The organism is Gilliamella sp. LMG 34361 (assembly GCF_984569075.1).
In genome coordinates, this window is sequence record NZ_OZ474903.1 from 290,285 (window position 1) to 313,614 (window position 23,330).

General features: G+C 35.0%; 25 protein-coding genes. 11 read left to right on the forward strand and 14 right to left on the reverse strand.

The genetic code is table 11. From position 1 onward, the window contains the following. Positions 1–41: 41 nt before the first annotated feature. Genes AC5LXI_RS01500 through fliF form a run of 6 tightly spaced genes read right to left on the reverse strand, consistent with a single transcriptional unit; the run spans position 42 to position 6,558 of the window. Entirely contained in the window at positions 42–1,271 is a 1,230-nt protein-coding gene (locus AC5LXI_RS01500; RefSeq protein WP_493443221.1) for a flagellar hook-length control protein FliK, read from the reverse strand. Beyond that, positions 1,261–1,725, reverse strand: coding sequence for a flagellar export protein FliJ (gene fliJ, locus AC5LXI_RS01505; RefSeq protein WP_493443222.1), 465 nt, complete (start codon positions 1,723–1,725; stop codon positions 1,261–1,263). The genes AC5LXI_RS01500 and fliJ overlap by 11 nt, the downstream gene beginning before the upstream one ends. Continuing rightward, a complete protein-coding gene (gene fliI / locus AC5LXI_RS01510; protein WP_493443223.1) occupies positions 1,725–3,107 on the reverse strand; it encodes a flagellar protein export ATPase FliI in 1,383 nt (460 codons plus the stop codon). The genes fliJ and fliI overlap by 1 nt, the downstream gene beginning before the upstream one ends. A gap of 1 nt (position 3,108) precedes the next feature. Further along, positions 3,109–3,879: a flagellar assembly protein FliH gene (locus tag AC5LXI_RS01515; protein ID WP_493443224.1), complete on the reverse strand. Its 771-nt coding sequence runs from the start codon at positions 3,877–3,879 to the stop codon at positions 3,109–3,111. Further along, positions 3,866–4,864, reverse strand: a complete 999-nt coding sequence (fliG, locus tag AC5LXI_RS01520; protein ID WP_493443225.1) for a flagellar motor switch protein FliG — start codon at positions 4,862–4,864, stop codon at positions 3,866–3,868. The genes AC5LXI_RS01515 and fliG overlap by 14 nt, the downstream gene beginning before the upstream one ends. After that, a complete protein-coding gene (gene fliF / locus AC5LXI_RS01525) occupies positions 4,861–6,558 on the reverse strand; it encodes a flagellar basal-body MS-ring/collar protein FliF (RefSeq protein ID WP_493443226.1) in 1,698 nt (565 codons plus the stop codon). Before fliF ends, fliG begins: the two co-directional genes overlap by 4 nt. 178 nt (positions 6,559–6,736) lie before the next feature. On the opposite strand from fliF, the gene fliE reads away from it, so the two are divergent. After that, positions 6,737–7,048, forward strand: coding sequence for a flagellar hook-basal body complex protein FliE (fliE, locus tag AC5LXI_RS01530; protein ID WP_493443227.1), 312 nt, complete (start codon positions 6,737–6,739; stop codon positions 7,046–7,048). Positions 7,049–7,218: 170 nt separating this feature from the next. Here the strand turns inward: fliE and fliT are convergent, their stop codons facing one another. Genes fliT through fliD form a run of 3 tightly spaced genes read right to left on the reverse strand, consistent with a single transcriptional unit; the run spans position 7,219 to position 9,407 of the window. Beyond that, on the reverse strand, positions 7,219–7,584 hold the full coding sequence (gene fliT / locus AC5LXI_RS01535; protein ID WP_493443228.1) for a flagellar protein FliT: 366 nt from the start codon (positions 7,582–7,584) through the stop codon (positions 7,219–7,221). Next, positions 7,584–7,964 (reverse strand): flagellar export chaperone FliS, encoded by a 381-nt coding sequence (gene fliS / locus AC5LXI_RS01540; RefSeq protein WP_493443229.1) that lies wholly within the window; start codon positions 7,962–7,964, stop codon positions 7,584–7,586. The genes fliT and fliS overlap by 1 nt, the downstream gene beginning before the upstream one ends. A 9-nt stretch (positions 7,965–7,973) precedes the next feature. After that, entirely contained in the window at positions 7,974–9,407 is a 1,434-nt protein-coding gene (gene fliD / locus AC5LXI_RS01545) for a flagellar filament capping protein FliD (protein ID WP_493443230.1), read from the reverse strand. A gap of 840 nt (positions 9,408–10,247) precedes the next feature. Between fliD and AC5LXI_RS01550 the strand changes: the two genes are divergently transcribed. The 10 genes from AC5LXI_RS01550 to AC5LXI_RS01595 all read left to right on the forward strand — a co-directional run bounded on the left by AC5LXI_RS01550 (position 10,248) and on the right by AC5LXI_RS01595 (position 18,833). After that, on the forward strand, positions 10,248–11,111 hold the full coding sequence (locus AC5LXI_RS01550; RefSeq protein WP_493443231.1) for a flagellin N-terminal helical domain-containing protein: 864 nt from the start codon (positions 10,248–10,250) through the stop codon (positions 11,109–11,111). A 176-nt stretch (positions 11,112–11,287) separates the two neighbouring features. Beyond that, the gene (locus AC5LXI_RS01555; protein WP_493443232.1) at positions 11,288–12,004 is read left to right on the forward strand and encodes an RNA polymerase sigma factor FliA; all 717 of its coding nucleotides are present in this window, start codon (positions 11,288–11,290) and stop codon (positions 12,002–12,004) included. A gap of 203 nt (positions 12,005–12,207) precedes the next feature. After that, positions 12,208–12,513 (forward strand): flagellar transcriptional regulator FlhD, encoded by a 306-nt coding sequence (gene flhD / locus AC5LXI_RS01560; protein ID WP_493444228.1) that lies wholly within the window; start codon positions 12,208–12,210, stop codon positions 12,511–12,513. Positions 12,514–12,525: 12 nt separating this feature from the next. Beyond that, a complete protein-coding gene (flhC, locus tag AC5LXI_RS01565) occupies positions 12,526–13,131 on the forward strand; it encodes a flagellar transcriptional regulator FlhC (protein ID WP_493443233.1) in 606 nt (201 codons plus the stop codon). A gap of 56 nt (positions 13,132–13,187) precedes the next feature. Beyond that, a complete protein-coding gene (motA, locus tag AC5LXI_RS01570) occupies positions 13,188–14,075 on the forward strand; it encodes a flagellar motor stator protein MotA (protein WP_493443234.1) in 888 nt (295 codons plus the stop codon). A 6-nt stretch (positions 14,076–14,081) separates the two neighbouring features. Then, positions 14,082–15,212: a flagellar motor protein MotB gene (motB, locus tag AC5LXI_RS01575; protein WP_493443235.1), complete on the forward strand. Its 1,131-nt coding sequence runs from the start codon at positions 14,082–14,084 to the stop codon at positions 15,210–15,212. 156 nt (positions 15,213–15,368) lie between these two features. Beyond that, on the forward strand, positions 15,369–17,012 hold the full coding sequence (flgK, locus tag AC5LXI_RS01580) for a flagellar hook-associated protein FlgK (RefSeq protein WP_493443236.1): 1,644 nt from the start codon (positions 15,369–15,371) through the stop codon (positions 17,010–17,012). A gap of 15 nt (positions 17,013–17,027) precedes the next feature. After that, positions 17,028–17,954 (forward strand): flagellar hook-associated protein FlgL, encoded by a 927-nt coding sequence (gene flgL, locus AC5LXI_RS01585; protein WP_493443237.1) that lies wholly within the window; start codon positions 17,028–17,030, stop codon positions 17,952–17,954. Positions 17,955–18,231: 277 nt separating this feature from the next. Beyond that, complete coding sequence (locus AC5LXI_RS01590; protein ID WP_493443238.1) at positions 18,232–18,396, forward strand: flagellin; 165 nt, start codon at positions 18,232–18,234, stop codon at positions 18,394–18,396. Between the two features lie 203 nt (positions 18,397–18,599). Beyond that, the gene (locus tag AC5LXI_RS01595) at positions 18,600–18,833 is read left to right on the forward strand and encodes a flagellin (protein WP_493444229.1); all 234 of its coding nucleotides are present in this window, start codon (positions 18,600–18,602) and stop codon (positions 18,831–18,833) included. A gap of 72 nt (positions 18,834–18,905) precedes the next feature. Here AC5LXI_RS01595 and flgJ read toward each other — a convergent pair whose 3' ends face one another. Genes flgJ through AC5LXI_RS01620 form a run of 5 tightly spaced genes read right to left on the reverse strand, consistent with a single transcriptional unit; the run spans position 18,906 to position 23,318 of the window. Further along, positions 18,906–19,931, reverse strand: coding sequence for a flagellar assembly peptidoglycan hydrolase FlgJ (gene flgJ / locus AC5LXI_RS01600; protein ID WP_493443239.1), 1,026 nt, complete (start codon positions 19,929–19,931; stop codon positions 18,906–18,908). Between the two features lie 15 nt (positions 19,932–19,946). Beyond that, positions 19,947–21,050 (reverse strand): flagellar basal body P-ring protein FlgI, encoded by a 1,104-nt coding sequence (locus AC5LXI_RS01605; protein WP_493443240.1) that lies wholly within the window; start codon positions 21,048–21,050, stop codon positions 19,947–19,949. A gap of 11 nt (positions 21,051–21,061) precedes the next feature. Then, a complete protein-coding gene (locus AC5LXI_RS01610) occupies positions 21,062–21,739 on the reverse strand; it encodes a flagellar basal body L-ring protein FlgH (RefSeq protein WP_493443241.1) in 678 nt (225 codons plus the stop codon). A gap of 22 nt (positions 21,740–21,761) precedes the next feature. Then, a complete protein-coding gene (flgG, locus tag AC5LXI_RS01615; RefSeq protein WP_493443242.1) occupies positions 21,762–22,544 on the reverse strand; it encodes a flagellar basal-body rod protein FlgG in 783 nt (260 codons plus the stop codon). A gap of 18 nt (positions 22,545–22,562) precedes the next feature. Further along, positions 22,563–23,318, reverse strand: a complete 756-nt coding sequence (locus tag AC5LXI_RS01620) for a flagellar basal body rod protein FlgF (protein ID WP_493443243.1) — start codon at positions 23,316–23,318, stop codon at positions 22,563–22,565. Between the last annotated feature and the right edge of the window lie 12 nt (positions 23,319–23,330).

A 23,330-nucleotide genomic window follows, 5' to 3' on the forward strand; every position in this document is an offset into this window, starting at 1 on the left:
TCTCAATTATCAACCCTTCGCATCATTGTCATAACTATTATTTAGGCAAAAATACTTAATCCTGATTGAATAACATCCGTATTATGGCTAGATTCTTGTTTAGCTTGTTTTTCGTCATCTAAAAATAGTTCAGGTTCAAATTGTTGTTTTTGCCTATAAGATGTCGACTGTTTGGAATCATCCATCATTGAAGAATCACTAATATTTGTTTGTTGTAATGTAATGCCCTGTTCTTCAAGTGAAGTTCTTAATTGTGGCAAAGCTAATTCTAAAACGCTTTTAACCACATTATGAGCAACGGTCATATGAAGATCCATTTTCTCATCTATCATTGCTAACTTAATATGTAATGAGCCTAATTCTTCCGGGTGTAATTTTATTTCCGCATTTTGAATACCCTGCCGAGTAATTAAACTAATTTGTTCATTTAATGACGCTTGCCATTTAGCAATATCCATTGGCATGGGTAAAGTCATATTTAATTGAGCAACAGCTACTGATGGTGAAGAGGGCGATGGAACCTGGCCGTTTACTACAGTTGTTAATAACGTCGATTCTTGATGAGAATTAGTAATATTACTATCAGATTGATTATCATTGATAGATTGTTCTAAAACTGTATTAACAACACTTGTCTCGATATTTTTAGGATGACTTTCTTGCGAAATTTGTTCAGTTTTTACCGTTTCGAATAAATTTGTACTTTTGGTTGTTTGATGTTCAATATTTTTAGTCGGTAGCAAATTGTTGTCGTTATGTTCATTTGTTTTGGTGATTAATTGTTCACTATTATTAATTGAGGTAAGAATTTCTGAGGCTTTGTTATCAAAAGCAATATCGCGATCAATATCAATAAGTTGCTTATCCGCCTCAGATGGATTGACCTCTAATAGTCTATCAATTTTTTTTAGATTAGTTTCCAATAAAGGTTTGTTATTATCTATTTGCTCAGTTTGCTCAGTTAATTGCTCCTTTGCTATCAACAACGTGGATGGTTGTTCAAGTTGTGAATTTAACAATGGTGGAACAAACAACGTAATTAATGCATCACTATCGTTTTTATCTTCTTTATTGGATTTTTCCTCTTTAAGCGTTGGGAGTAAGTCAGCTACATCTTCGTTATCTTGCTTGTCTAATTGTGGTTTTTCATTGTCATTGAATTGTAATAACTGTTGAAAAAAGTCACTCTCAATAACCGATAAATTATTATCATTTAATTCTAATAATTGAGATGATATCAATGGAGTAATGCTAAACGGATTAATATTCATTCTGTATTTTCCTTGCAAATTGCTGCTGAGCAAACTCGTCCGTTAGTTTTTGTTGTAAACGATTTTGCTGTACTAAATGCGCTTTATGTTGTTTATCTAGCAAAGTAGTATAAGTATTGAGACTTTTTTGTGATTGATTAAGCTCATTAGTAAGTTGTTTTTGTTTTATATCCAAAGTTAATAATAACTTTTTCTGTTGTACTATACCTTGCTCTATGGCGTTAATGAAGGCGTTAAAATTACTAAGTTCAGATCCTTTAATGCCATTTGTTAGTGCGTTATTTAGGCGTTGCTGGTATTCGTTATAGTAATTATTTAAAACATCTAGTTGTGATTGCGTATTAAGCTTATTATCATGCATACGTTTTAATTTAATCAAATTGTCATCGACTGATTTTTCAGCTAGCTTTTTTAATGTTAAAAAGGCTAATTTACCATTATATTGATTAACCATTATTCTTTCCTAACTTCTCCGTTTTGATCAACAATATTAACTAATTGTTGATAAGCATCTTGATAACTACAATGCTCATTAATTCCTTGTTGTAAAAATTGCTGCATAGCAGGAAAAAGTAATATCGCTTTATCTAATAAAGGATCGGTTCCTGCTACATAAGCGCCAACATTAATCAAGTCACGATTTCGCTGGAAACTTGAAAATAATTGTTTAAATAATCGTGATTTTTTTTCATCCTCAGGTTTAGTTAAATCTGTCATTACACGACTTATTGATGCTTCAATATCAATAGCGGGATAATGACCCGATTCAGCAAGAGAACGGGATAAAACAATATGACCGTCAAGAATCGCTCTTGCCGAATCAGCAATAGGATCTTGTTGATCATCACCTTCGGTTAGTACGGTATAAAAAGCGGTAATTGCTCCTTTACCTGTTGCGTCATTACCTGCTCGTTCAACTAATGCGGGTAATTTTGCAAATACTGAGGGTGGATATCCTTTAGTGGCTGGCGGTTCACCAATTGCTAAAGCTATTTCACGTTGTGCCATGGCGTATCGCGTTAATGAATCCATGATAAGTAACACATTAAATCCTTGGTCGCGAAAATTTTCGGCGATCTTAGTTGCGTATGCCGCGCCTTGCAGACGCAATAATGGCGATACATCCGCTGGTGCGGCAACGACAACCGAACGAGCTAGGCCTTGTTCACCTAGAATATTTTCGATAAAATCCTTTACTTCCCGACCTCGTTCACCGATTAAACCAACCACGATAATATCGGCTTTGGTATATCGAGCCATCATACCTAATAACACACTTTTACCGACCCCAGAGCCGGCAAAAAGCCCCATTCGTTGACCTTGACCGACAGTTAATAAGGCATTAATAGCTCGAATACCAACATCTAAAACTTGATGAATTGGAGTACGAGCTAGAGGGTTTAATGATTTATTGATTAATCCCTCAAATTCAATATGTTCCGGTAATGGTTTACCATCAAGAGGTTTGCCCATTGCATCGACAACTCGACCTAATAAACCAATGCCAATGGGTAGAACTTTATGGCTAAAATGGGTTAAATCATACTGTGATGTATACACTCTAGCATCTAATAATATGCCATCAGTGGATTCAAATGGCATTAGATATAAGGTTTTTCCATTAAAACCGATAACCTCACACTCAACGGCTTGGATTTTACCTTCTAATTGCCGTTCAACAAAACAATTAGAACCTAAAGGCAGTTTTAAACCGACGGCTTCTAAAACTAGTCCAGATGCTTTAACCAATCGACCATATTGACGAATTAATGATACTGGTTGTAATTTTTGAATCGCATTATCTATTTTAGTTGACCACTGCCTACAAAATTCCACCTTAACTCTCATCTCCATGCACACTATCTGAAATAATTTGCCAGTGATTATTGACACTTGCATCGATCTCATTAGTTTGAGTAAATATTTTGCAACCACCCAATTCAATACTTGCATCGGCGATAAACTGCCACTCATTTCGCTCAATTTCATCATTCAGCAGTGGTTCAAGCCATACAAAGTCATTTGGATTTAATCGAATCGTCATTGGCGGATCGACGATTAGCGTTTGTTCAATAACTGCTTTAATGGTATGCATCAATTGTTTTTGTTTTACATTCGGTAGTGAACCAACCGTCTTTTCGGCAGCAAGTAAAGCTAAATCGAACAATTTTGGAGTAACAGTTTCATTAATTTGATTAACTGATTGCATAAAGCTATTTGCTAGCTTTTTGATTGAATTTGCACTATTTAACTTTTCTTCATTTAATTGTTGTTCTATTTTTTCAAGACCTTCTTGCTTGCCTATTGCTAATCCTTCCTCATAACCTGCTTGTTTACCAATATTAAAACCTTCTTCTTTACCCTGATTAAATCCTTCCTGGTAGGCTTGTTCTCTTGCTTGTTGTTTAATATTTTCGAGTTCTAAAGCAATTTTAGGATCGTCAGTATTAATACTAATCTTATCTTCTTCTTGCTCGGATTGCTGCTTATTTTCCTGCAAGTCTTCCAACTCAGATTGACTTGCTAATGGTGATAATTCCATCCGCGCCAATTCTTGAAAATGTAATGGTTTCCAACCCAATGTATGGGGTTGATTACACATATTCATCATCACCACCATTTATGATTATCTCACCTGCCTCGGCTAAACGTCGTGCAATAACCACAATTTTCTTTTGTTCGGTTTCGACTTGCGACATGCGCACTGGTGGTCTATTTTGTAAATCTTCACGCATTATTGAAGCAGCACGTTGTGACATATTGGACAAGAGTTTCTCGCGTAATTCTTCTGATGCACCTTTCATCGCAATGATCAAGGTTTCATTATCTATCTCTTTAAGAAGACGTTGAATACTTCTGTCATCCACTTCAATAAGTGTTTCAAATAAGAACATTTCATCAATGATTTTTTGTGCCAGATCGTTGTCATAATCTCGTAACGCATTGATAACAAGCTCTTCTTGTTGTGATTTCATTAAATTAATGATTTCTGCAGCGGTACGAACACCACCCATATTATTAAGTTTAATATTTTGTCCATGCAATAAAGTTGATAACGATGTCGATAGGACGTCTAACGCGGAAGGCTCTATTCCTTTGAAAGTAGCAATACGCAGTGTAACATCATTACGTAAATCGTCATCAAATAGATTTAAAATTTCGGCGGCTAAATCACGATTTAAATGAATTAGTATGGTGGCAATAATTTGTGGATGCTCTTTTTTGATTAAATCAACTGCTCGAGCCGCATCGACAAAGTTAAGCATTTTTAAACCATCAGTTGTATCCTCTTCATAGGTATCTAATAGTTCATCAAGCAGGCGAGCGGCCCTATCACTACCTATAGACTTTTCTAGAACGGATCGCAAATAACTATTGGTATCTGTGTTTAATACCGCACAATGATCAAGCGTTGTTCTACATTCACCAAGAACATTTTTAAGATCCTCTTGCGTTAACTGAGGTAACCCTACCATGGCGCTACTAATTTGTTGAACTTCTCTACTATTTAATAATTGCATAACTTGCGCAGCGAGCTCTTCGCCCAAGACCATTATAATTGTTGCTGCTTTTTGTGCGTCGGTAAAATTCATTTTTTCTTATCCTTTTTACTCATCCAACCACGTATAATAAGTGCCATTACGCGAGGATCTTTTCCAACAATTTCACGGATACGTTGCTGTTGTTGTACATTATCTTCAGTGGTTAAGACAATCTCAGATGGCTTACTATCAGGTTCTTTTTTGTCAAAAATCTTCAAATATTCAGCTTTTAATCTCATCCACAATGGACGTAGTACTTTGCGCCATGCATACCATGCTACTAAAATGTAAATTAAATATTTAAGACCTGTTTTTACCATATCGTATAATTCATGTTTTTCCCAAAATAGTATTTTGTCACTTCCTTCATCTAAAATTTGATCGGTAAATTTCAAATTAGCTACGGTTAAAGAATCACCTCGTGCATCTGAAAATCCCATAGCTTGGCGCGCAAGCGCTTCAATATTAGCAAGTTCTTCTTGATCGAGTTTTACCCATTTTTCAGTTGTGTTATTATCTTTATCCTCATTATTTGAACTTTCTTCATTTGAAGATTGTGTTTCATTGGTTGTGACAAATTTATAATTAACTAAAATCGCCACCGATAAGCGCTTGATGCGTCCCTCTGGAATCTTGCTATGAATTACCTGACGATTAACTTCATAATTTAATGTACTATTCGATTGCAAATGATACATTTTTTGCTGTTCGTCTTTATCGTTATCTTTTGGTTCATTTTCACCATCAATTGGTGCACTAGGGGTTGGAACAGGTTGATTCGTTAAAGCACCTGGTACACCACTACTAGTATCGCTTGATGTTAATTGACGATTATCAACTTCTTGTTTGCTACGAATCGTTTGATTGGCAACATCACTATTAGGATCATAGATTTCCGCTGTTGATTCTTGCCGACTAAAGTCAATGTCTGCATTAACTTGCACTTTAACATTTTGCTTACCTAATATAGGTATGATAATCCTTTCGACGCGTTCACGCGTTGAATTTTCTATTCGTTCACCATACTCCAATTGGGCAATATTAATGCTATTGTCACGGAATTGCTCACCAGTCAGTAAATTACCTTTTTGATCAATAATCGTTACTTTATCTGCTTGTAATTCCGGTACACTGCTCGAAATCAAGTGAATAATAGCGTCAATTTGGCCTTGAGATAAACTACGACCAGGTAATAACGTTAATGCGACAGATGCAGAAGGGAATTTTCTTTCTCTAACAAATAAAGAAGGTTTAGGCATGGCTAAATGCACTCGGGCTTCATCAACACTGCTAATAATCGAAATGGTCCTCGATAATTCGCCTTCTAAAGCTCGTTGATAGTTAATTTGTTCATTGAATTGACTCATACCGAAACTTTCTTTGTCGAGCAACTCAAAACCAATAGATCCGCCTTTTGGTAAACCCTGTTGGGCCATTTTCAAGCGAGTATCATAAATTTTGTCATCCGGAATCAAGATGGTCGTGCCAGCGGAAGAAAATTTATAAGGGATGTTCATCTTTTCAAGTTGGCTGATGATTTCACCACCATCTTTATCATTTAAATTACTATATAGTACGCCGTAATTATCATTTTTAATCCATAAATAGATAATACTACTAATAGCAATTATAATTACTCCTAAAATAAGGAGTAGCATTTTACGATTTTGTTTTAATTGATTGATAAAAGGTAACTTATCTAATACTGATTCGCCTTTGTTGTTACCCGCAGTTTGGCTATCCATATATATCCTAATTCTAAACAGGCTAGATTAATTCTATAGTCTATTATCTGTCCATTTAAAAAAATCAATAGCTAAAAAAGCACACGCTTTACCCTTTAGTTATCGCTTTTAGATAATTATCTTTATGATAATTTAATTTTCAATTTAATTAAAAAGATGAAAATAGGCCTTTATTATTATGGACAGCATTAATGCCTTTAGTAGCGCAACATTAGCTAAATTAGACTTTCCAGAACAGCAGTTGAATAATCAACCAATAAACAAAGAACCGAGTTTTATAGCCGAATTTAAAATGGCATTAGATAAAATCAACCAAGTTCAATTACAGGCTAGCAAACAGGCTCAAGCCTTCGAGATGGGTGAACCTAACATCTCGTTGAATGAAGTGATGGTGAATATGCAAAAGTCATCTATTTCATTACAATTTGGTATTCAATTTCGTAATAAATTAGTGGCTGCATATCAAGAAATCATGAATATGAATATTTAAACAGCTTTTAAAGTTAACTTATCAATTAACTATTTTAGTTAAAAAGCACAGTATTTTAGGGATTAATTTACAGCAGATTAGCTTAATTGGTCCCTACAACTTAGCAGTATAATTAATTGTCGTTTAGATTTTAGATAGCAAAGAAAGCTAAATGACATTTAATGCTCTATTCAAATTAAATTCGCGATTTCATGATAGCTAGCAATTTTAGTTTGATAATCCACCTGTTCGCCAATGACTTTGCTCAGTTCGACATGTCGAGTACGAATCAATTGTTGTAATTGTTGCTGATAAGTAAGGATATTATTGATATACATTTGAATGGTATCATGTTGTGGCAATGATATATCATCAATATCAGTAGTTATATCATCAGTTAATCGAATATCTTCTGCTAATTGATGATATTTAACTTGCCAACTGATTAATGACTCCCAATTTCCTTGTTGAGCATCAACTAACATTTGTTTAACAATCTCATCAAGTTGTGCATATTGCCCTAACAACGAAGACGTTTTCAAAGTTGAAACTCCCATTATTCTGCTATTTCACGCCATGCTTGGGCAATATTATCAAGTAAATCAAAACAAGTTTGCAGTTTTTTGCTATCATTATGCAAATTAGCCAAAACAAGTTGCTGGCTAATATATTGATAAAGTTGATCCAGATTTTCGGCAATTTCACCGCCTTGATTTAAATCAAGGCTGCTTTTAAGTCCATTATCAATGATATTAATAGCTTTCGAAATCGCTTTACCTTTATCAGGAATATTACCTTTTTGCATATGTAAATCAGCTAAACGAATAGCATTAAGCGCCCCATCGAATAATAACACAATTAATTGATGAGGCGATGCTTGACTAACACTAGTTTCTAAATTCACTTGCTTATAAGCGTTAGAACCTACTTTATACATAACTGTCCCTTATTTCTTCTTTAAATTTGCCATCATTTCAAATTGGGTAGTTAGGTAAGTACTTGTGCTATTTAATTCATTGACTAATATATCCAGTCTAGTAAATTGTGCTCGATAACGATCAATGGTTTGTTCAATAGAGTCGCTAATTTGATCATAACGCTTATCTAATGATCTTAACGTTGTATTTAAACCTTTTGTTGCTGTATCAATTGCACCATTACTATCAATAAAGCTACTTACTTTAGCAAATACTTCGTTAGCAATACCGGTCGTTTCACCATCCCCAGTAAACAAAACTGCGACAGCTTCATTGTTTTCGCTAAGCGCTTTTTTCAGCTCATTTTCATTAATCGTTAACGTACCTTCTTTAGTCATATTAATGCCGATTTGTGATAGTACGGAAAATTCTCCTGATTGACCTTTAGAAAAAATAGAACGAATGCTCTGATCGACATTACGCAGTGTTGAATTACCAATTAGTGGGCCATTACTATTATTTGAGCTACTAGAACTACTATCACTGACCGTGTATTTGGTTAATTCCGATATTGTTGATTGTAATTGATTAAATGCATCGACCCATTCTTTAAGTGCTTCTTGAGTTTTTTCATTATCAGCACCGATGGTTAAATTCTGTGTCGTAGTCGTAACGGCTTTTAGAGTAATATCTACGCCCGGAATAATATCCTTAACTGTGTTCGATGCATTTTCGATGGCAATACCATTAAAGGTAAATTTCGCGCTCTGTGCTCTGCTTACCTCATGCATTGGCGATGATGCGTTATTAATATTAAAGCCAATGGCCGAATTTAACGCATCATCATCATCGGATGAAATCGACGTAATGGTTTGTTGTTCACCCGTTTCCTTTGATGTAATAACTAATTGATAGCTGTCTGCACCAGAACGGACAATAGTCGCATTTACGGTTGAATCGCTGATTGAGCCATCTGGATTAGTGATTTTAGCTTGATTTATTGCATTAGCGATAGATTCCAACGATGTCTCGTTTTGTGACAAAGTGACATCTAACTTTTGCCCATTAGCTTGCTCAATCGAAAGCGTGCGGGTTGCGTTGTTATTACCTAATGCGGTTGTTTTGTTAAAATTGTTAGTTGCAACGCTATGAGCGGTAGCTAGTTGCTCAACATTAATAGTGTAATTCCCCAATTGAGCATTACTACTTACCTTTGTGGTAAAATAGTTGTCATTCCCTACTACCGTGCGCGGTTGGAAGATCTCTTTTTTTTGGAGTTTTGCTGTTGCACTATTAAACGTCGATAACGCGCTCTTTAATTTGCCAAAACCACTTATTTTGTCATTTACGGCTTTTTGTTGCGCTTTGATTGGCGTAAGACGATTTCTTTCAACTGCTTCTAAATTATCTAATACTTCATTCAAATCAATACCGGAACCAATTCCTAATATACTCATTCCCATGATAGTTATCCTAATATAAATTAATCCATCTGTTATATTATCGACCAATTTAATAAAAAGTTTAAGTATTTTTAATTTAATCTCTGTTTATAAATAATTGGGGTTTGGCAATGAGAATTTCGTCATCTATTTTATCTATTAAAAAGTAAGTTAGTTTAAAAAGTAAGTTAATTATCCTATGATAAATGATGTAGTCAATAAATCGTCGTATTAATCGTTTGAGCTATGATAATGACAGTAACGATATAACCAAGCTGTAGAATTACTCATTATTAAATAGATGAGGGATTATTGAAAATAAAGTGCTTTTTATTAGCACAATCAAAGTGATTATTAACAAAATTAATGAAATTCTTGAGCCGGTTAATCATCATTATTTTGCTTATATAATCTGTTTTTATGCGTTCAACCATAAAGACTATTATCTTTACAAGCATCAGCAATTATTGATTTGTTTTATGCAAACTCGCCACAAGGCTTTACTTATTTTAATAATAATAGCTGTCTTTTGCGTAGTTTATAATCAACAATATCACTAATATTGATTCATGAGGAAATGTATCTTAATTAAGTAGGGACAAGCTCCTTGTCGCCATTTGAAAGAAGGCTACCAACTGCCCTATTCAGCGATATATCAACGACTATAAATATGTATTATGATCTTTAATCGTTTTGATCAAACAGTTTAGCTACTTGGTTTAATTTGACGACATAAAATAAAAATTCAAAAAAAATTAAAGTTTCGGTTTTTACTTCCGATAATTAGACCATCAGTAACAATATTGAATATATCTTCAATATCAGGCTGATGTTGCTAATAATATAAAAAAGGAGATAAAAATGGCACAAGTTATTAATACTAATACTATGTCTTTGGTGACACGAAACAATCTTAACAAATCACAAGGTGTTCTTGGTACAGCAATCGAGCGTCTATCATCTGGCTTACGTATCAATACAGCAAAAGATGATGCTGCTGGTCAAGCGATTGCAAACCGTTTTTCATCGCAAATTCGCGGTTTAAATCAAGCTTCACGTAATGCTAATGATGGGATTTCAATTGCTCAAACAGCAGAAGGTGCATTAAGCGAAATGAATACTAACGTGCAACGTATCCGTGAACTAACTGTTCAAGCATTGAACGATACTAACTCAGCAAGTGATCGTGTTTCAATACAAGCTGAAATTACAGAACGAATAGGGGAAATCAATCGTATCTCAAAACAGACTGATTTTAATGGTACTAAAGTATTGATGGGTACAGCTGATCTCAATGATCCTAATGCTATTGCGGTAGGTACTGCTAAACTTCGTATTCAGGTAGGTGCAAACGATACTGAGTTTCTCACCATTGAGATTAAAGGGATAGATGCAGCTTCGTTAGGTATTGCTAGTTTGGATGTTGCTAAGCCGCATGCGGAAGATATAAGTGCAGGTGTGTTACATACCATTGATGATGCATTAGGAATGATTGATACGGCTCGTGGCGCACTTGGTGCATTACAAAATCGTTTTGAATCAACTGTTAATAATCTTAACAACACTTCAAATAACTTAAGTGCAGCTCGTAGCCGTATTGAAGATGCAGATTATGCTGAAGAAGTATCTAACATGACTCGCGGTCAAATCTTGCAACAAGCTGGTACCTCAGTATTAGCACAAGCTAACCAAGTACCGCAATCTGTTTTATCTTTATTACAATAAGTATATAAATTAGATTATTCGGTCACTCTAATTTTGTTCTTTAGCAATAATGGCGTTTCTAACGTCATTATTGCTAATTATATTAATTACCTATTTTTTAGTTCCTTATTCTTGCCATTAATTTAGGTAATTATTGCAATAATATGCGCTAGCATTTTTTCAACATCGGGTCAGAAATGAGTGATAGCCTGTATAACTCTCAAGGTGTAGTAAATCGAATTGATTGGCAACAGTATATCTATTTAGTTCGTAATGAAGCGCTAAAATTGGCGGTTCGTTTACCAACTACCGTTCAATTAGATGACTTGTTACAAGTTGGTTACATTGGTTTGTTAGACACCATAAAACGTTATGATGCGTCACAAGGTTATACGTTCACTACCTTTGCCATTCCTCGCATAAAAGGTGCAATGTTAGATGAGCTGCGTAGCCGAGATTGGCTACCAAGACAAACACGTAAAAAGATCAAAGATGTGGCAAATGCTATTAACGAATTAGAACAAAATCTTGGCGTTCCCCCTAATGATCATCAGATTGCTACGCATTTGCACTTATCACTTGATGAGTATCGTAAAGTGTTACTAGATTCCAATTACGGTCAAATCTGCTCTTTCGATGAGATACAAACCAAATTAGGCGACAATGTGGACGCGTTGATCGATTCTGATACGGACAATAACCCATTTTCATCGCTTATTAACGATGAAACTCGCGATATTATTGTTCAACAAATTAGTAAATTACCAGAAAAAGAAAAAATGGTTTTAACCCTCTATTATCAAGAAGAGTTAAATCTAAAAGAGATTGGAAAAGTGATGGGTATCAGTGAGTCTCGAATTAGTCAATTGCATAGCCAAGCAATTAAACGAATTCAAAGTAAAATTGATCTATAACTTAGAATAAAAGCAGTAAATTATATATAAATAAATTGAAAATAAATAGAAATTATTTTTTAGTTGACCTTTAGCTTTTAAAAATGTAACTTTAATTAAAAAAGCAAGCATAATCTGGTTTTTATTAAATTTGCGTTTATTTATCAATCGCAAGCAAATTATGGATAGTGGTGGTTAAATTGGGAAATATACAAGATGATGATATGTTGAAGTGTATCCATCATTTAAATCTTTCAGCGCTTTTATTAAGCCAGCGAATGATTGAGAAAGATAAAGTGATGGCAATGTATCGATTGGGAATTGATGAAAAAACAGCTGATATCTTGAGTAATTTAAGTGCTTCTCAAATGTTAGTTTTGTCTGAAACAAATCAACTAACGTTTCAGTTTCGTTTTAAAAATTCGGCAATGATGGAAAAATTGACTGAAGAGTCTCGCGTAAGTGATATAAAACAGATGCATACAGGGATCCTTTTATCAAGTTTACTTTTAGATTCAATTAATAAGTAGGTAGTGATAAAAATGAGTAGCGAAAGCATCATTCAAACGTATAAAGAAGTTCAGTTAGCCATTCGATTAATTGAACTCGGTGCTAGAATTCAAATGTTGGAAAGTGAAACCAACCTAAGCCGAGGCAAGTTAATCAAATTATATAAAGAGATACAAGGATGTCCCCCCCCAAAAGGTCTACTGCCGTTTTCAACCACGTGGTTTATGACTTGGGAACCCAATATCCATTCAAGTATATTTTATAATGCCTACTATTATTTAGTTAAACATGGTACTAAATCTGGTGTTCAAGCCATTGTAAAAGCTTACCAACTTTATTTAGAGCAATGTTCTTTATCTAAAGATGAAGAACCAGTATTAGGGTTGACTCGCGCGTGGATCTTAGTCAAATTTGTTGAAAGCAAGGTTATGCAACAATCGTGCTGTAAGGTATGTAAAGGTCGATTTATTACCCATGCTTATCATCCACACAATAGCTTTGTTTGCAGCTTATGCCAACCGCCTTCAAGAGCAGAAAAAAATAATAAAACGCATAAAGATAGCCAAGCAAAATGCTTACAAGTTTTATCAATACCTAGTGCATTTAATTTAGTTACGGCAAATCAGCTAAAGGTTTAGTGATAGTAACAAAAAAGAACAATTTTAATTATATTTAAGGAGACAAAGGAAAGCCAATGTTAATAATTATAGGATATATTGTGGTTATCGCTTCTGCCTTATTGGGCTATGTATTAAGTGGAGGATTTCTAGCAGTACTTTTTCAGCCGTTAGAGTTTCTTATCATTGGTGGTACAGCTATTGGTGCTTTCATTGTAAGTAATGAAAAAAAAGCAATAAAATCAACACTTAAATCATTAGGCGGTTTATTTAAAACCTCAAAATATAACAAAACCCTTTATCTAACATTAATTAATTTAATGTTTACTCTTTTAACTAAAGTGCGCCAAAATGGTGGATTATCTATCGAAGAAGATATTGATAATCCTAAAGAAAGTGAATTATTCAAACGATATCCCCTCATTTTAGCCAATCCTCAAATCTGTGATTTTATTACTGACTATTTACGCTTGATCATTAGTGGCAATATGGAAGTGTACGAAATTGAGGCATTAATGGATGAAGAAATCGAAACTTGTACTCATGAACTGGAAAAGCCAGCCGATGCGGTTTCAAATGTTGGTGATGGGCTACCTGCTTTTGGGATCGTAGCGGCGGTTATGGGCGTGATTAATACGTTAGCGCAAGCAGATAGGCCAGCAAGTGAATTGGGTGAGCTTATTGCTCATGCTATGGTTGGGACATTTTTAGGAATTTTGCTGGCTTATGGCTTCGTTTCGCCACTGGCTGCTTTGTTGAGACAAAAAAATGCGGATAGAGTAAAAATTCTAGAATGTACTAAGGTCATTTTAGTGGCAAGTATGCATGGTTATGCACCACAAATTTGTATTGAATTTGGCCGAAAAACGATTTTTTCACATGAACGTCCTTCTTTCTTTGAATTAGAAAAATATATTCAAGAAGTGAAAGATAAAAATGCTAATGCAAAACAAAATAATGAATAATAAAAAATGAATGATAAGTCAGTAAGGATAATTGTTTCCAAAAAAAAATCAGGGCATGGAGGTGGTCATCATGGCGGTTCATGGAAGATTGCTTATGCTGATTTCATGACCGCAATGATGGCACTTTTTTTAGTTATGTGGTTGATTTCTAAATCAACACCACAAGAATTAAAGAGCATTGCTGAATATTTTAGAACACCTTTGATATTGGGTTTAAATGGTGGCAATAATTTGAGTGATAGTAACAGCGCTATACCTGGTGGTGGTGATGATGCTAGTAAAAGCGAGGGGGAAGAAAAAGACACGATAATAAATGAAATACAGATAAAATCTGATCCTAACGAAATTGAAAAAGCGCAACTTAATGAGACTGCACGTAAAATTAAAGAGATGTTTGAAATTGATCCGAGACTCAAGAAATTTGCGGCTAATCTTATTATTGAACTTACCGAGATGGGTTTAAGAATTCAAATTTTAGCAACTGATGATAAACCAATGTTTGATGTAGGGAGCGCTAAAGTTCATCCAAATATGCAAGAAATCTTATATGCGTTAGCACCAATTATCAATTCATTACCCAATAAAATGACGTTATCTGGTCATACCGATGAGCGTCAGTATATAACAGGTGATCGCGGTTATAGTAATTGGGAATTGTCTGCTGATCGAGCAAATTCGTCAAGACGAGAGCTTATTGCCGGTGGATTAGATTCAAACAAAATCATTCGAATTATTGGATTAGCTGATACTGTTGGTTTAAATAATCCTAATTACTCTGAAGATGCCAATCGACGTATTAGTATTTTAATCTTAAATAAAGTAGCCCAACAATATATTGAAAATGAAAATATGATGACGGGAACTGAATTTTTAAAACAATTACAATCAATTGAGTTAGAACCAGCAGAATCAGAACCAGTAGGGCCGATAAAACCAGTAGAAGAAGTGAAACCAGTAGAAGAAGTAAAATCAGTAGATGAAGTAAAACCAGCAGAAGAAGTAAAATCAGTAGAAGAAGTAAAACCGGCAGAAGAAGTAAAATCAGTAGAAGAAGTAAAACCAGTAGAACCTGTGGGCCCTGAACAGCCAGCAGTACAGCCGGTAGAAACAATACAACAATCTACTGGGTCAGAATAATTTCAGCACAGATAAATTGATTGGAATAATTAAAACTAACAAAATTTAATTATTATTGAGAAAAACTAAAGTTTGGTACTTTTTGGTCGATACATAAGAATAACTTTTTTATTTTATTATTATTGACTGAAATTATATTTAGGATTAGGAGCTTTTATGTCAAATTCATTGATGAATACGGGTATTAGTGGATTAAATGCAGCACAAAATATGCTTAATGTAATAAGCAATAATATAACGAATGCACATACGGCTGGTTATAATCGTCAGCAGCAAATTTTGAGTCAAGCAAATGGCACTAAATATAACTTTGGTTTTGTTGGTAACGGTGTATTAGTTTCATCTGTTAATCGAGTTTATAATAATTTTGTGGTTGGTCAACTACGCCAAGCACAATCACAAAATGGATCGATAAAGACTTATTATAATGAACTGTCGAAAGTCGATAATTTATTAGCAGAAGACGAGAGTAGTATTTCCTCACAATTAAGTAATCTGTTTGCCAGCTTAAATAAGCTTAGTTCGAATGCTGGCGATGCAGCGATAAAACAGAATGTTGTTAATGATCTTAGTGCTTTAGTTAGTCAATTCAATAAAACAGAATTAAATCTGAAAAATCAGATGGCTAATATCAATACTGAAATTGTTGACAATGTTAATATGGTCAACTCTTATACAAAACAAATTGCTGAACTTAATCAAAAAATTTCAAGATTACAGGCTGTAAGTGGTGGTCAAGAACCTAATGCACTACTTGACGAACGAGATCAATTAGTTAATGAATTAAGTGAAATCATTGGAATAACTGTTACTGAGCAAAATGGACAATATAATATTTCGCTCCCTAATGGTTTGACCTTAGTGCAAGGGACGTCTACTAACCAGCTATCTGTACAACCATCTACAGAAGATCAATTTCTAAATACCATTATTTACACACATCCTTCTGGCGCAACTCAGGAATTGACAAGCCAGAATATTGCATCAGGTCGTTTAAATGGATTATTAACTTTTCGTGAAGGACCTCTTCTTGAGGCGCGTAATCAATTAGGTTTACTTGCTCTAAATTTAGCAGAGCGCTTTAATGAAGTCCATATGTCAGGAATTGATATTAACGGCGATGTAGGTGGACCATTATTTGATTACAATCATCCTAGTAGTATAGCTAATGCCAAAAATCGAGGTGATGCAACGGCTACAATTAATTATCAATCTGTGACAGACATGAAAGCGTCTGATTATAAAATTGAGTTTAATGGTAGCGATTGGGTGGTAACAAGATTGTCTGATAATCAAGAAGTTACCCCACAGGTTATAGGTGGTAGTCTAGTTTTTGATGGGTTATCTATTGAAATAAACGGTTCCCCCGCCGCTGGTGACAGTATTTTACTTAAGCCTGTTGCTGATGTTGCTTCATCTTTACAATTATTAGTTAAAGATGTTAATAAATTAGCAACAGGTATCGATGATGCTGAAAATGGTAACGGTGATAATCGCAATGTCGCAAAATTGCTTGATATTCAAAATGAAAAATTGGTTAATGGTACAAAGACGTTAAGTAGTGCCTATACTGCATTAGTTAGTTATGTCGGCGGTGAAACACAAACAGCGAAAATTTCAGCACAGTCTAGTCAAAATATTACTCAAGAAATCAATGATCAAAATCAATCGATATCGGGTGTTAATATTGAAGAAGAATATATTTCTATGCAAGTTTATATGCAGTATTATCAAGCCAATGCAAAGATCATCGATGTTGCAACGACAATATTCGATACCATTTTAGGTTTAGCCAAATGATAAAAGGATTTTAATATGCGTCTTAGTACTAATTCAATGTATCAAAAAAATTTAAATAGTATTTTAAACACCAATACTAAATGGCAAAAATCAGGACTACAGTTGGCTACCGGTAAAAGAATACTATCGCCTTCTGATGATCCTATGGGTACAGCACAAGCATTAATATTAAAACAAACTCAATCAAGAAATAATCAGTTCCAGGCTGCACGTGAAAGTGTTGATATATCATTAGGTCACCAAGATACTGTTCTTAAAGAAGCAAATACGGTTATGCAGTCGATTAAAGAGACGTTAGTTTATGCGGGTAATGAGACGTTAAGCGATGGAAATAGACGAGATTTAGCCAATACCTTGCAAGGATTAAAAGATCAGTTAGTCTCTTTAGCTAATGCGCAAGATACTGATGGTAATTACCTTTTTGCTGGTAATAAAAATGATACGCCTCCGTTTGTTGTTGATCCGACCGGTAAGGTTAATTATGTTGGCGGTTCGACAACAATAAATGTTTTTATTGATGAAACACGTGAAGTGGCATTAAGTTCTACTGGTGATAAGGTTTTTTTGTCGGGTTATAATACAAATGCAGAAACGGATGTATTTGCTAGTATTGATTATGCAATTGAAGTACTAGCTCCTAGTAGTCCTATTACGATTGAACAATTTAGAGATGGTTTATCTAAAGCTAGTCAAGGTGTTGATAATTCGTTTGATAACATATCGACGGTTAGAGCGACTGGAGGCAATGTATTAAATGAGGTTGAACGACTAATTGCACACGGTAAAACACTGGACATCGAATATGAAACGCAAATTGGGCAAATCGAAGATGTTGATTGGTACGAGGCTATTTCAAATTATGTAATGTTACAGGCTAATTTGCAGGCTGCACAATATACTTTTATGAGTATGCAAAACATGTCATTATTTCAGATGAAATAATTTATCATTTAAAAAAATATAGGGGGGGTTAACCCCCCTTTTTATTAATCAATTTCGTAATTTGTTCGATTATATTATTTATAGGCAATTTGCCTAAAACCTGAATTTACTAGTATTGATTATGCAATTGAAGTACTAGCTCCTAGTAGTCCTATTACAACTGAACAATTTAGAGATGGTTTATCTAAAGCTAGTCAGAGTGTTGATAATTCGTTTGATAACATATCGACGGTTAGAGCGACTGGAGGCAATGTATTAAATGAGGTTGAACGACTAATTGCACGAAACACTGGACATCGAATATGAAACGCAAATTGGGCAAATCGAAGATGTTGATTGGTACGAGGCTATTTCAAATTATGTAATGTTACAGGCTAATTTGCAGGCTGCACAATATACTTTTATGAGTATGCAAAACATGTCATTGTTTCAAATGAAATAATTTATCATTTAAAAAAATATAGGGGGGGGTTAACCCCCCCTTTTTATTAGTCAATTTCGTAATTTGTTCGATTATATTATTTATAGGCAATTTGCCTAAAACCTGAATTTGCTAGTATTGATTATGCAATTGAAGTACTAGCTCCTAGTAGCCCTATTACGACTGAACAATTTAGAGATGGTTTATCTAAAGCTAGTCAGGGTATTGATAATTCGTTTGATAACATATCGACGGTTAGAGCGACTGGAGGCAATGTATTAAATGAGGTTGAACGACTAATTGCACGAAACAATGGACATGAAACGCAAATTGGGCAAATCGAAGATGTTGATTGGTACGAGGCTATTTCAAATTATGTAATGTTACAGGCTAATTTGCAGGCTGCACAATATACTTTTATGAGTATGCAAAATATGTCATTGTTTCAAATGAAATAATTTATCATTTAAAAAAATATAGGGGGGTTAACCCCCCTTTTTTGTTAATCAATTTCATAATTTGTTCGATTATTATTTATAGGCAATTTGCCTAAAACCTGATATTGTTTTTTGCGGTGTATTTTTAGCAATTTCTTCGATGCGACTTATAATTTGAATCAGTTTTTCACTATAATTAGGATCAGTTGCATATTGCGCGTCTTGTAATGCCTTAGCGGCTGTTCTTGCATCTGGTGCATTGATAACAGCACGATAGCGAGGACTTTTGGTTAGTAAATTAAGATAATCAGCTAATGCATGTTGCTTACTGTTATAAACTCTAAATTGATCTTGAATTTTAACCATTCTGTTATTTAAAAATTCTTGAGTAGTCAACCGAGTAGCGTTGCCATTCCATGATGATGTGGCTTTTATACCAAAATAGTTATAACTTGGTTGATTGTCTGCTGTTTTTATCTGCTTTTTACCCCAACCTGATTCCAAAGCGGCTTGAGCGATAATAACTTCGTAAGGTATACCGGAAACTTTAGCGGCTTGTTTAGCTGGTTCAATCCATTCACTTATAAATTGCGTAATATCATCTTTATCAATGTTATTCAATAGTGCTTTCTGTGATAGTTCATTGATATTAGTTTTGGTTAGATTATTTGCTTTATGTTGTTGATAGAGCATTTGACCTAATGCTGCTGGTGATATACTTGATGAGTTATCACTAAATAATGATTCTGCCAATTTTATGTTTGTTTGACTATTATTTACTTGAGATTGCGCATTAATATTCATCGAAGAATGAGTCTGATTATTTAATTGCTTAGCAATAACATTGGCAAGCCCTAATCCTTTTCCAGCAGTTTGTTGAGCAATTTGCTGATCAAACATCGAGGTAAATAATTGCATTGCAGATTGATTAAATAAACCGCCATTAGGAATGGTTTTGCGCATCGATTGCATCATCATATTGACAAATAGTGTTTCAAACTGGTCAGCAACTTGTTTGATGCTTTCAGTTGATCCACTAATTGCATTACGCCTTAATTGGTTAATGCTTGAAAAATCATAAGCAAAGCGATTAATAGACTGGTTTATTAGATTTTTCATATCATGATTTCTGCTCTAGATAGTTTCCAATGCGGCATGTAGACAACCTGCAGTTTTTAATGCTTCAAGTATCGACATTAATTCTGTAGGATTTGCGCCTAACAAATTAAGTGAATTGATAACTCTATTTAAATCAGTACCTTGAGCTAAATTATGTAGTGTGCCGCCATTTTGTTCAATACTAACTTCATTTTCTGGTACGACAACAGTGTTGCCACCCGCCAATGGTGTATCGGGTTGACTAACGTTTAATTTATTATTTACCACAACTGATAAATTGCCATGGGCAACAGCACAATTGTCTAACTGAACCCTTTGGTTCATGACGACAACGCCTGTGCGAGTATTTATCACGACTTTCGCCGAAATTGGGGTGGCACTAATTTGTAAATTTTGAATTTTAGATAATAATTGAACTCTTGCTTGGCTATCTTTAGGCATGTTTAATTTAACGGTCATGCCATCTAAGGCGATAGCTGTATTTTTTTTGGTTTTGTTTATTGTGTCGGCTATTTTTGATGCTAAAGTAAAGTCAAAGTGATTAAGGTGTAAGTCAATAGCGTTATTTTCATCTAAACGTACAGCTAATTCTCGTTCAATTGTCGCGCCATTAGGAATGGTAGCACCTGCCAATTGGTTTACTGCTACACTGCTACCTCCACTACTGGCCCCCATTCCACCAACAAAGAGATTTCCTTGTGCAATAGCATAGACTTGGTTATCTGCCCCTTTTAGTGGTGTCATAACTAACGTACCACCACGTAAGCTTTTGGCGTTACCTAATGAAGAGACAACTACATCAACTTGCTGTCCAATTCGTGCATAGGAAGGTAATTTTGCGGTTACCATTACTGCAGCAACATTTTTTAATTGCATGTTACTACCTGTCGGAACGGTGATACCTAATTGTGATAGCATATTAGTTATACTTTGAATAGTAAAAGGCGTTTGTGAGGTTTGATCCCCTGTACCATCAAGACCAACAACAATACCGTATCCAACTAATGCGTTTTCGCGAACACCTTGAATAGTAACTAAATCTCGTATTCGCTCTGCATAGCTATAAGGTACAACTATTATCATCAATAACACGATGAAAGTACGTAATTTATTAAGCATAATCAGACTCATTAAAATGGTGAAAGATTGAAAAATAAACGTTGTAACCACCCCATAGTTTGCGCTTCATCAATGTAACCATTACCTACATATTCAATACGCGCATCGGCAACTTGGGTTGATATAACAGTATTGTTACCGCTGATTGTTCTTGGGTTAACAACGCCTGAAAATCGAATAAATTCGGTTCCCTGATTTATTGCAATTTGTTTCTCCCCAATCACTTTTAAATTGCCATTAACCATAACGTCTTGGACGGTGACAGTGATGGTGCCACTAAATGTGTTTTTTGCATTAGCACCACCAGAACCTTTAAAATCATTACTGCCTGAGATATCAGTATCTACCTTGCCACGACCAACCAGTCCATCTAAAAAATGAGGAACAGTTTTTACCCCCAAATTTACGTCACCATTACGGCCGGCATTAATTGATGAACTTTTGCTAGCACTAACATTTTCTTGTAATACAATAGTTAGTACGTCACCAATGTGACGCGGCCGACGATCTTCGAACATTGGTTGATAACCATAGCTACTTGGTTGTGTGGCTTGATAAATGGAGCCACTTGAATTAACAATTACTGGCATTTGTGGAACAATACTCGTTTGCCCTTCTACTAATGCTTTTTTAGGTAATTGACTACAACCAACTAACAACAACGTTATGAAAATATAAAGATATTTCATTATATCCATCACTCTGTTAGATTTATAATTGATTTAACCGTTGTAACATTTGGTCAGAGGTGGATATGGCTTTACTATTAATTTCGTAAGCACGCTGAACTTGAATCATGTTAACCAGCTCTTCTGCAACATTGACATTAGACGTTTCAATATAACCTTGATATAACAAACCGGCACCATTTAAACCTGGGGTGTTTTCAGTCGGTGCACCTGAACTTTCGGTTTCTAAATATAGATTTTCACCAACACTTTCTAGTCCCGTATCATTGATAAATGTATGTAATGTCAATTGACCAACTTGCACTTGGGTTGATTGATTGGCTAAGGTAACATTGACGATGCCATCTCTTGCTACGGTCATTTTTATCGCATTTGATGGAATGTTAATTGTTGGTTGAATTTCATAACCCGCAGCCGTTACTAACTGACCATTTTGGTTAACTTGGAAAGCACCACTTCGAGTATAAGCTTGCGTTCCATCAGGCATCAGAACTTGGAAAAAACCTTGTCCGTTAATGGCAATGTCACTGCTATTGTCAGTTAATTCTAAGTTACCTTGGCTATGAATTCGTTCAGTAGCAACTGGTCTTACGCCGGTACCAATTTGTAATCCTGAAGGTAATGTTGTTTGTTCTGATGATTGAGCGCCAGGTTGACGAATGGTTTGGTATAATAAATCCTCAAAAACAGCGCGTTGGCGTTTAAATCCACCGGTACTTACGTTGGCTAAATTATTGGATATAATATCCATATTCATTTGTTGCGCAGTTAAACCGGTTTTTGCAATCCATAATGATTTAATCATTGCTAATTCCTTTTTTAATTAAGTTAACGATAATATTTGATTTGCTTTTTGAGCATTTTCATCAGCTGTACTAATTTGCTTCATCTGCATTTCAAATTGGCGAGAGTGACTAATTAAATTCACCATTGCAGTAACAGGATTAACATTACTGCCTTCTAATACCCCAGACATTATTTTTGCGTTAGGATTATCCGGTAATACAGCACCGCGATCATTAAGTGTATCTTGCGTTGCATGAAAAAAACCATCATCGCCACGTATAATTTCGTTACGTTCAAGGTGAACTTTTTTTATTTTTCCCACCTGCGCAATGGTTGTGCGTTTATCACCAGCACCTAAAGCGGAAAGTGTACCATCTGCACTGATGCTAACTTGAGATCGTTGCGGAACTGTTAATACGCCGTTATCACCAAGCAAAGGATAACCTTGGATATTAAGTGTACCGTCTTCATCAATTTCAATTGCACCATTTCGAGTATAGCCCTCACTACCATCGGCTAACTGTACAGCTAACCAATCATCTTGAGATAAGGCAACGTCTAAATCTCGCCCAGTGTAATTAAATGCACCCATTGTTGAGTCATAAGTAGGTGTTGTTGCCGTGACCATGGTTCTTGTTGGCATACTATTACCTACAATGGGAACGGCTTTCATTGCCATTAATTGAGCACGAAAGCCTACCGTTGATACATTTGCTAAGTTATGGCTGGTTATGGATTGTTGAATCAATGTTTGGCTTGCACCAGACATTGCAGTATAAATAACGCGATCCATAAGTATTCCTTA

Bases quoted from the DNA above. Each gene is read 5' to 3' on its own strand.
- AC5LXI_RS01500 (WP_493443221.1), bottom strand. From the start codon at position 1,271: ATGAATATTAATCCGTTTAGCATTACTCCATTGATATCATCTCAATTA.
- fliJ (WP_493443222.1), bottom strand. From the start codon at position 1,725: ATGGTTAATCAATATAATGGTAAATTAGCCTTTTTAACATTAAAAAAG.
- AC5LXI_RS01515 (WP_493443224.1), bottom strand. From the start codon at position 3,879: ATGAATATGTGTAATCAACCCCATACATTGGGTTGGAAACCATTACAT.
- fliG (WP_493443225.1), bottom strand. From the start codon at position 4,864: ATGAATTTTACCGACGCACAAAAAGCAGCAACAATTATAATGGTCTTG.
- fliF (WP_493443226.1), bottom strand. From the start codon at position 6,558: ATGGATAGCCAAACTGCGGGTAACAACAAAGGCGAATCAGTATTAGAT.
- fliE (WP_493443227.1), top strand. From the start codon at position 6,737: ATGGACAGCATTAATGCCTTTAGTAGCGCAACATTAGCTAAATTAGAC.
- fliT (WP_493443228.1), bottom strand. From the start codon at position 7,584: ATGGGAGTTTCAACTTTGAAAACGTCTTCGTTGTTAGGGCAATATGCA.
- fliS (WP_493443229.1), bottom strand. From the start codon at position 7,964: ATGTATAAAGTAGGTTCTAACGCTTATAAGCAAGTGAATTTAGAAACT.
- fliD (WP_493443230.1), bottom strand. From the start codon at position 9,407: ATGGGAATGAGTATATTAGGAATTGGTTCCGGTATTGATTTGAATGAA.
- AC5LXI_RS01550 (WP_493443231.1), top strand. From the start codon at position 10,248: ATGGCACAAGTTATTAATACTAATACTATGTCTTTGGTGACACGAAAC.
- AC5LXI_RS01555 (WP_493443232.1), top strand. From the start codon at position 11,288: ATGAGTGATAGCCTGTATAACTCTCAAGGTGTAGTAAATCGAATTGAT.
- flhD (WP_493444228.1), top strand. From the start codon at position 12,208: ATGTTGAAGTGTATCCATCATTTAAATCTTTCAGCGCTTTTATTAAGC.
- flhC (WP_493443233.1), top strand. From the start codon at position 12,526: ATGAGTAGCGAAAGCATCATTCAAACGTATAAAGAAGTTCAGTTAGCC.
- motA (WP_493443234.1), top strand. From the start codon at position 13,188: ATGTTAATAATTATAGGATATATTGTGGTTATCGCTTCTGCCTTATTG.
- motB (WP_493443235.1), top strand. From the start codon at position 14,082: ATGAATGATAAGTCAGTAAGGATAATTGTTTCCAAAAAAAAATCAGGG.
- flgK (WP_493443236.1), top strand. From the start codon at position 15,369: ATGTCAAATTCATTGATGAATACGGGTATTAGTGGATTAAATGCAGCA.
- flgL (WP_493443237.1), top strand. From the start codon at position 17,028: ATGCGTCTTAGTACTAATTCAATGTATCAAAAAAATTTAAATAGTATT.
- flgJ (WP_493443239.1), bottom strand. From the start codon at position 19,931: ATGAAAAATCTAATAAACCAGTCTATTAATCGCTTTGCTTATGATTTT.
- AC5LXI_RS01605 (WP_493443240.1), bottom strand. From the start codon at position 21,050: ATGCTTAATAAATTACGTACTTTCATCGTGTTATTGATGATAATAGTT.
- AC5LXI_RS01610 (WP_493443241.1), bottom strand. From the start codon at position 21,739: ATGAAATATCTTTATATTTTCATAACGTTGTTGTTAGTTGGTTGTAGT.
- flgG (WP_493443242.1), bottom strand. From the start codon at position 22,544: ATGATTAAATCATTATGGATTGCAAAAACCGGTTTAACTGCGCAACAA.
- AC5LXI_RS01620 (WP_493443243.1), bottom strand. From the start codon at position 23,318: ATGGATCGCGTTATTTATACTGCAATGTCTGGTGCAAGCCAAACATTG.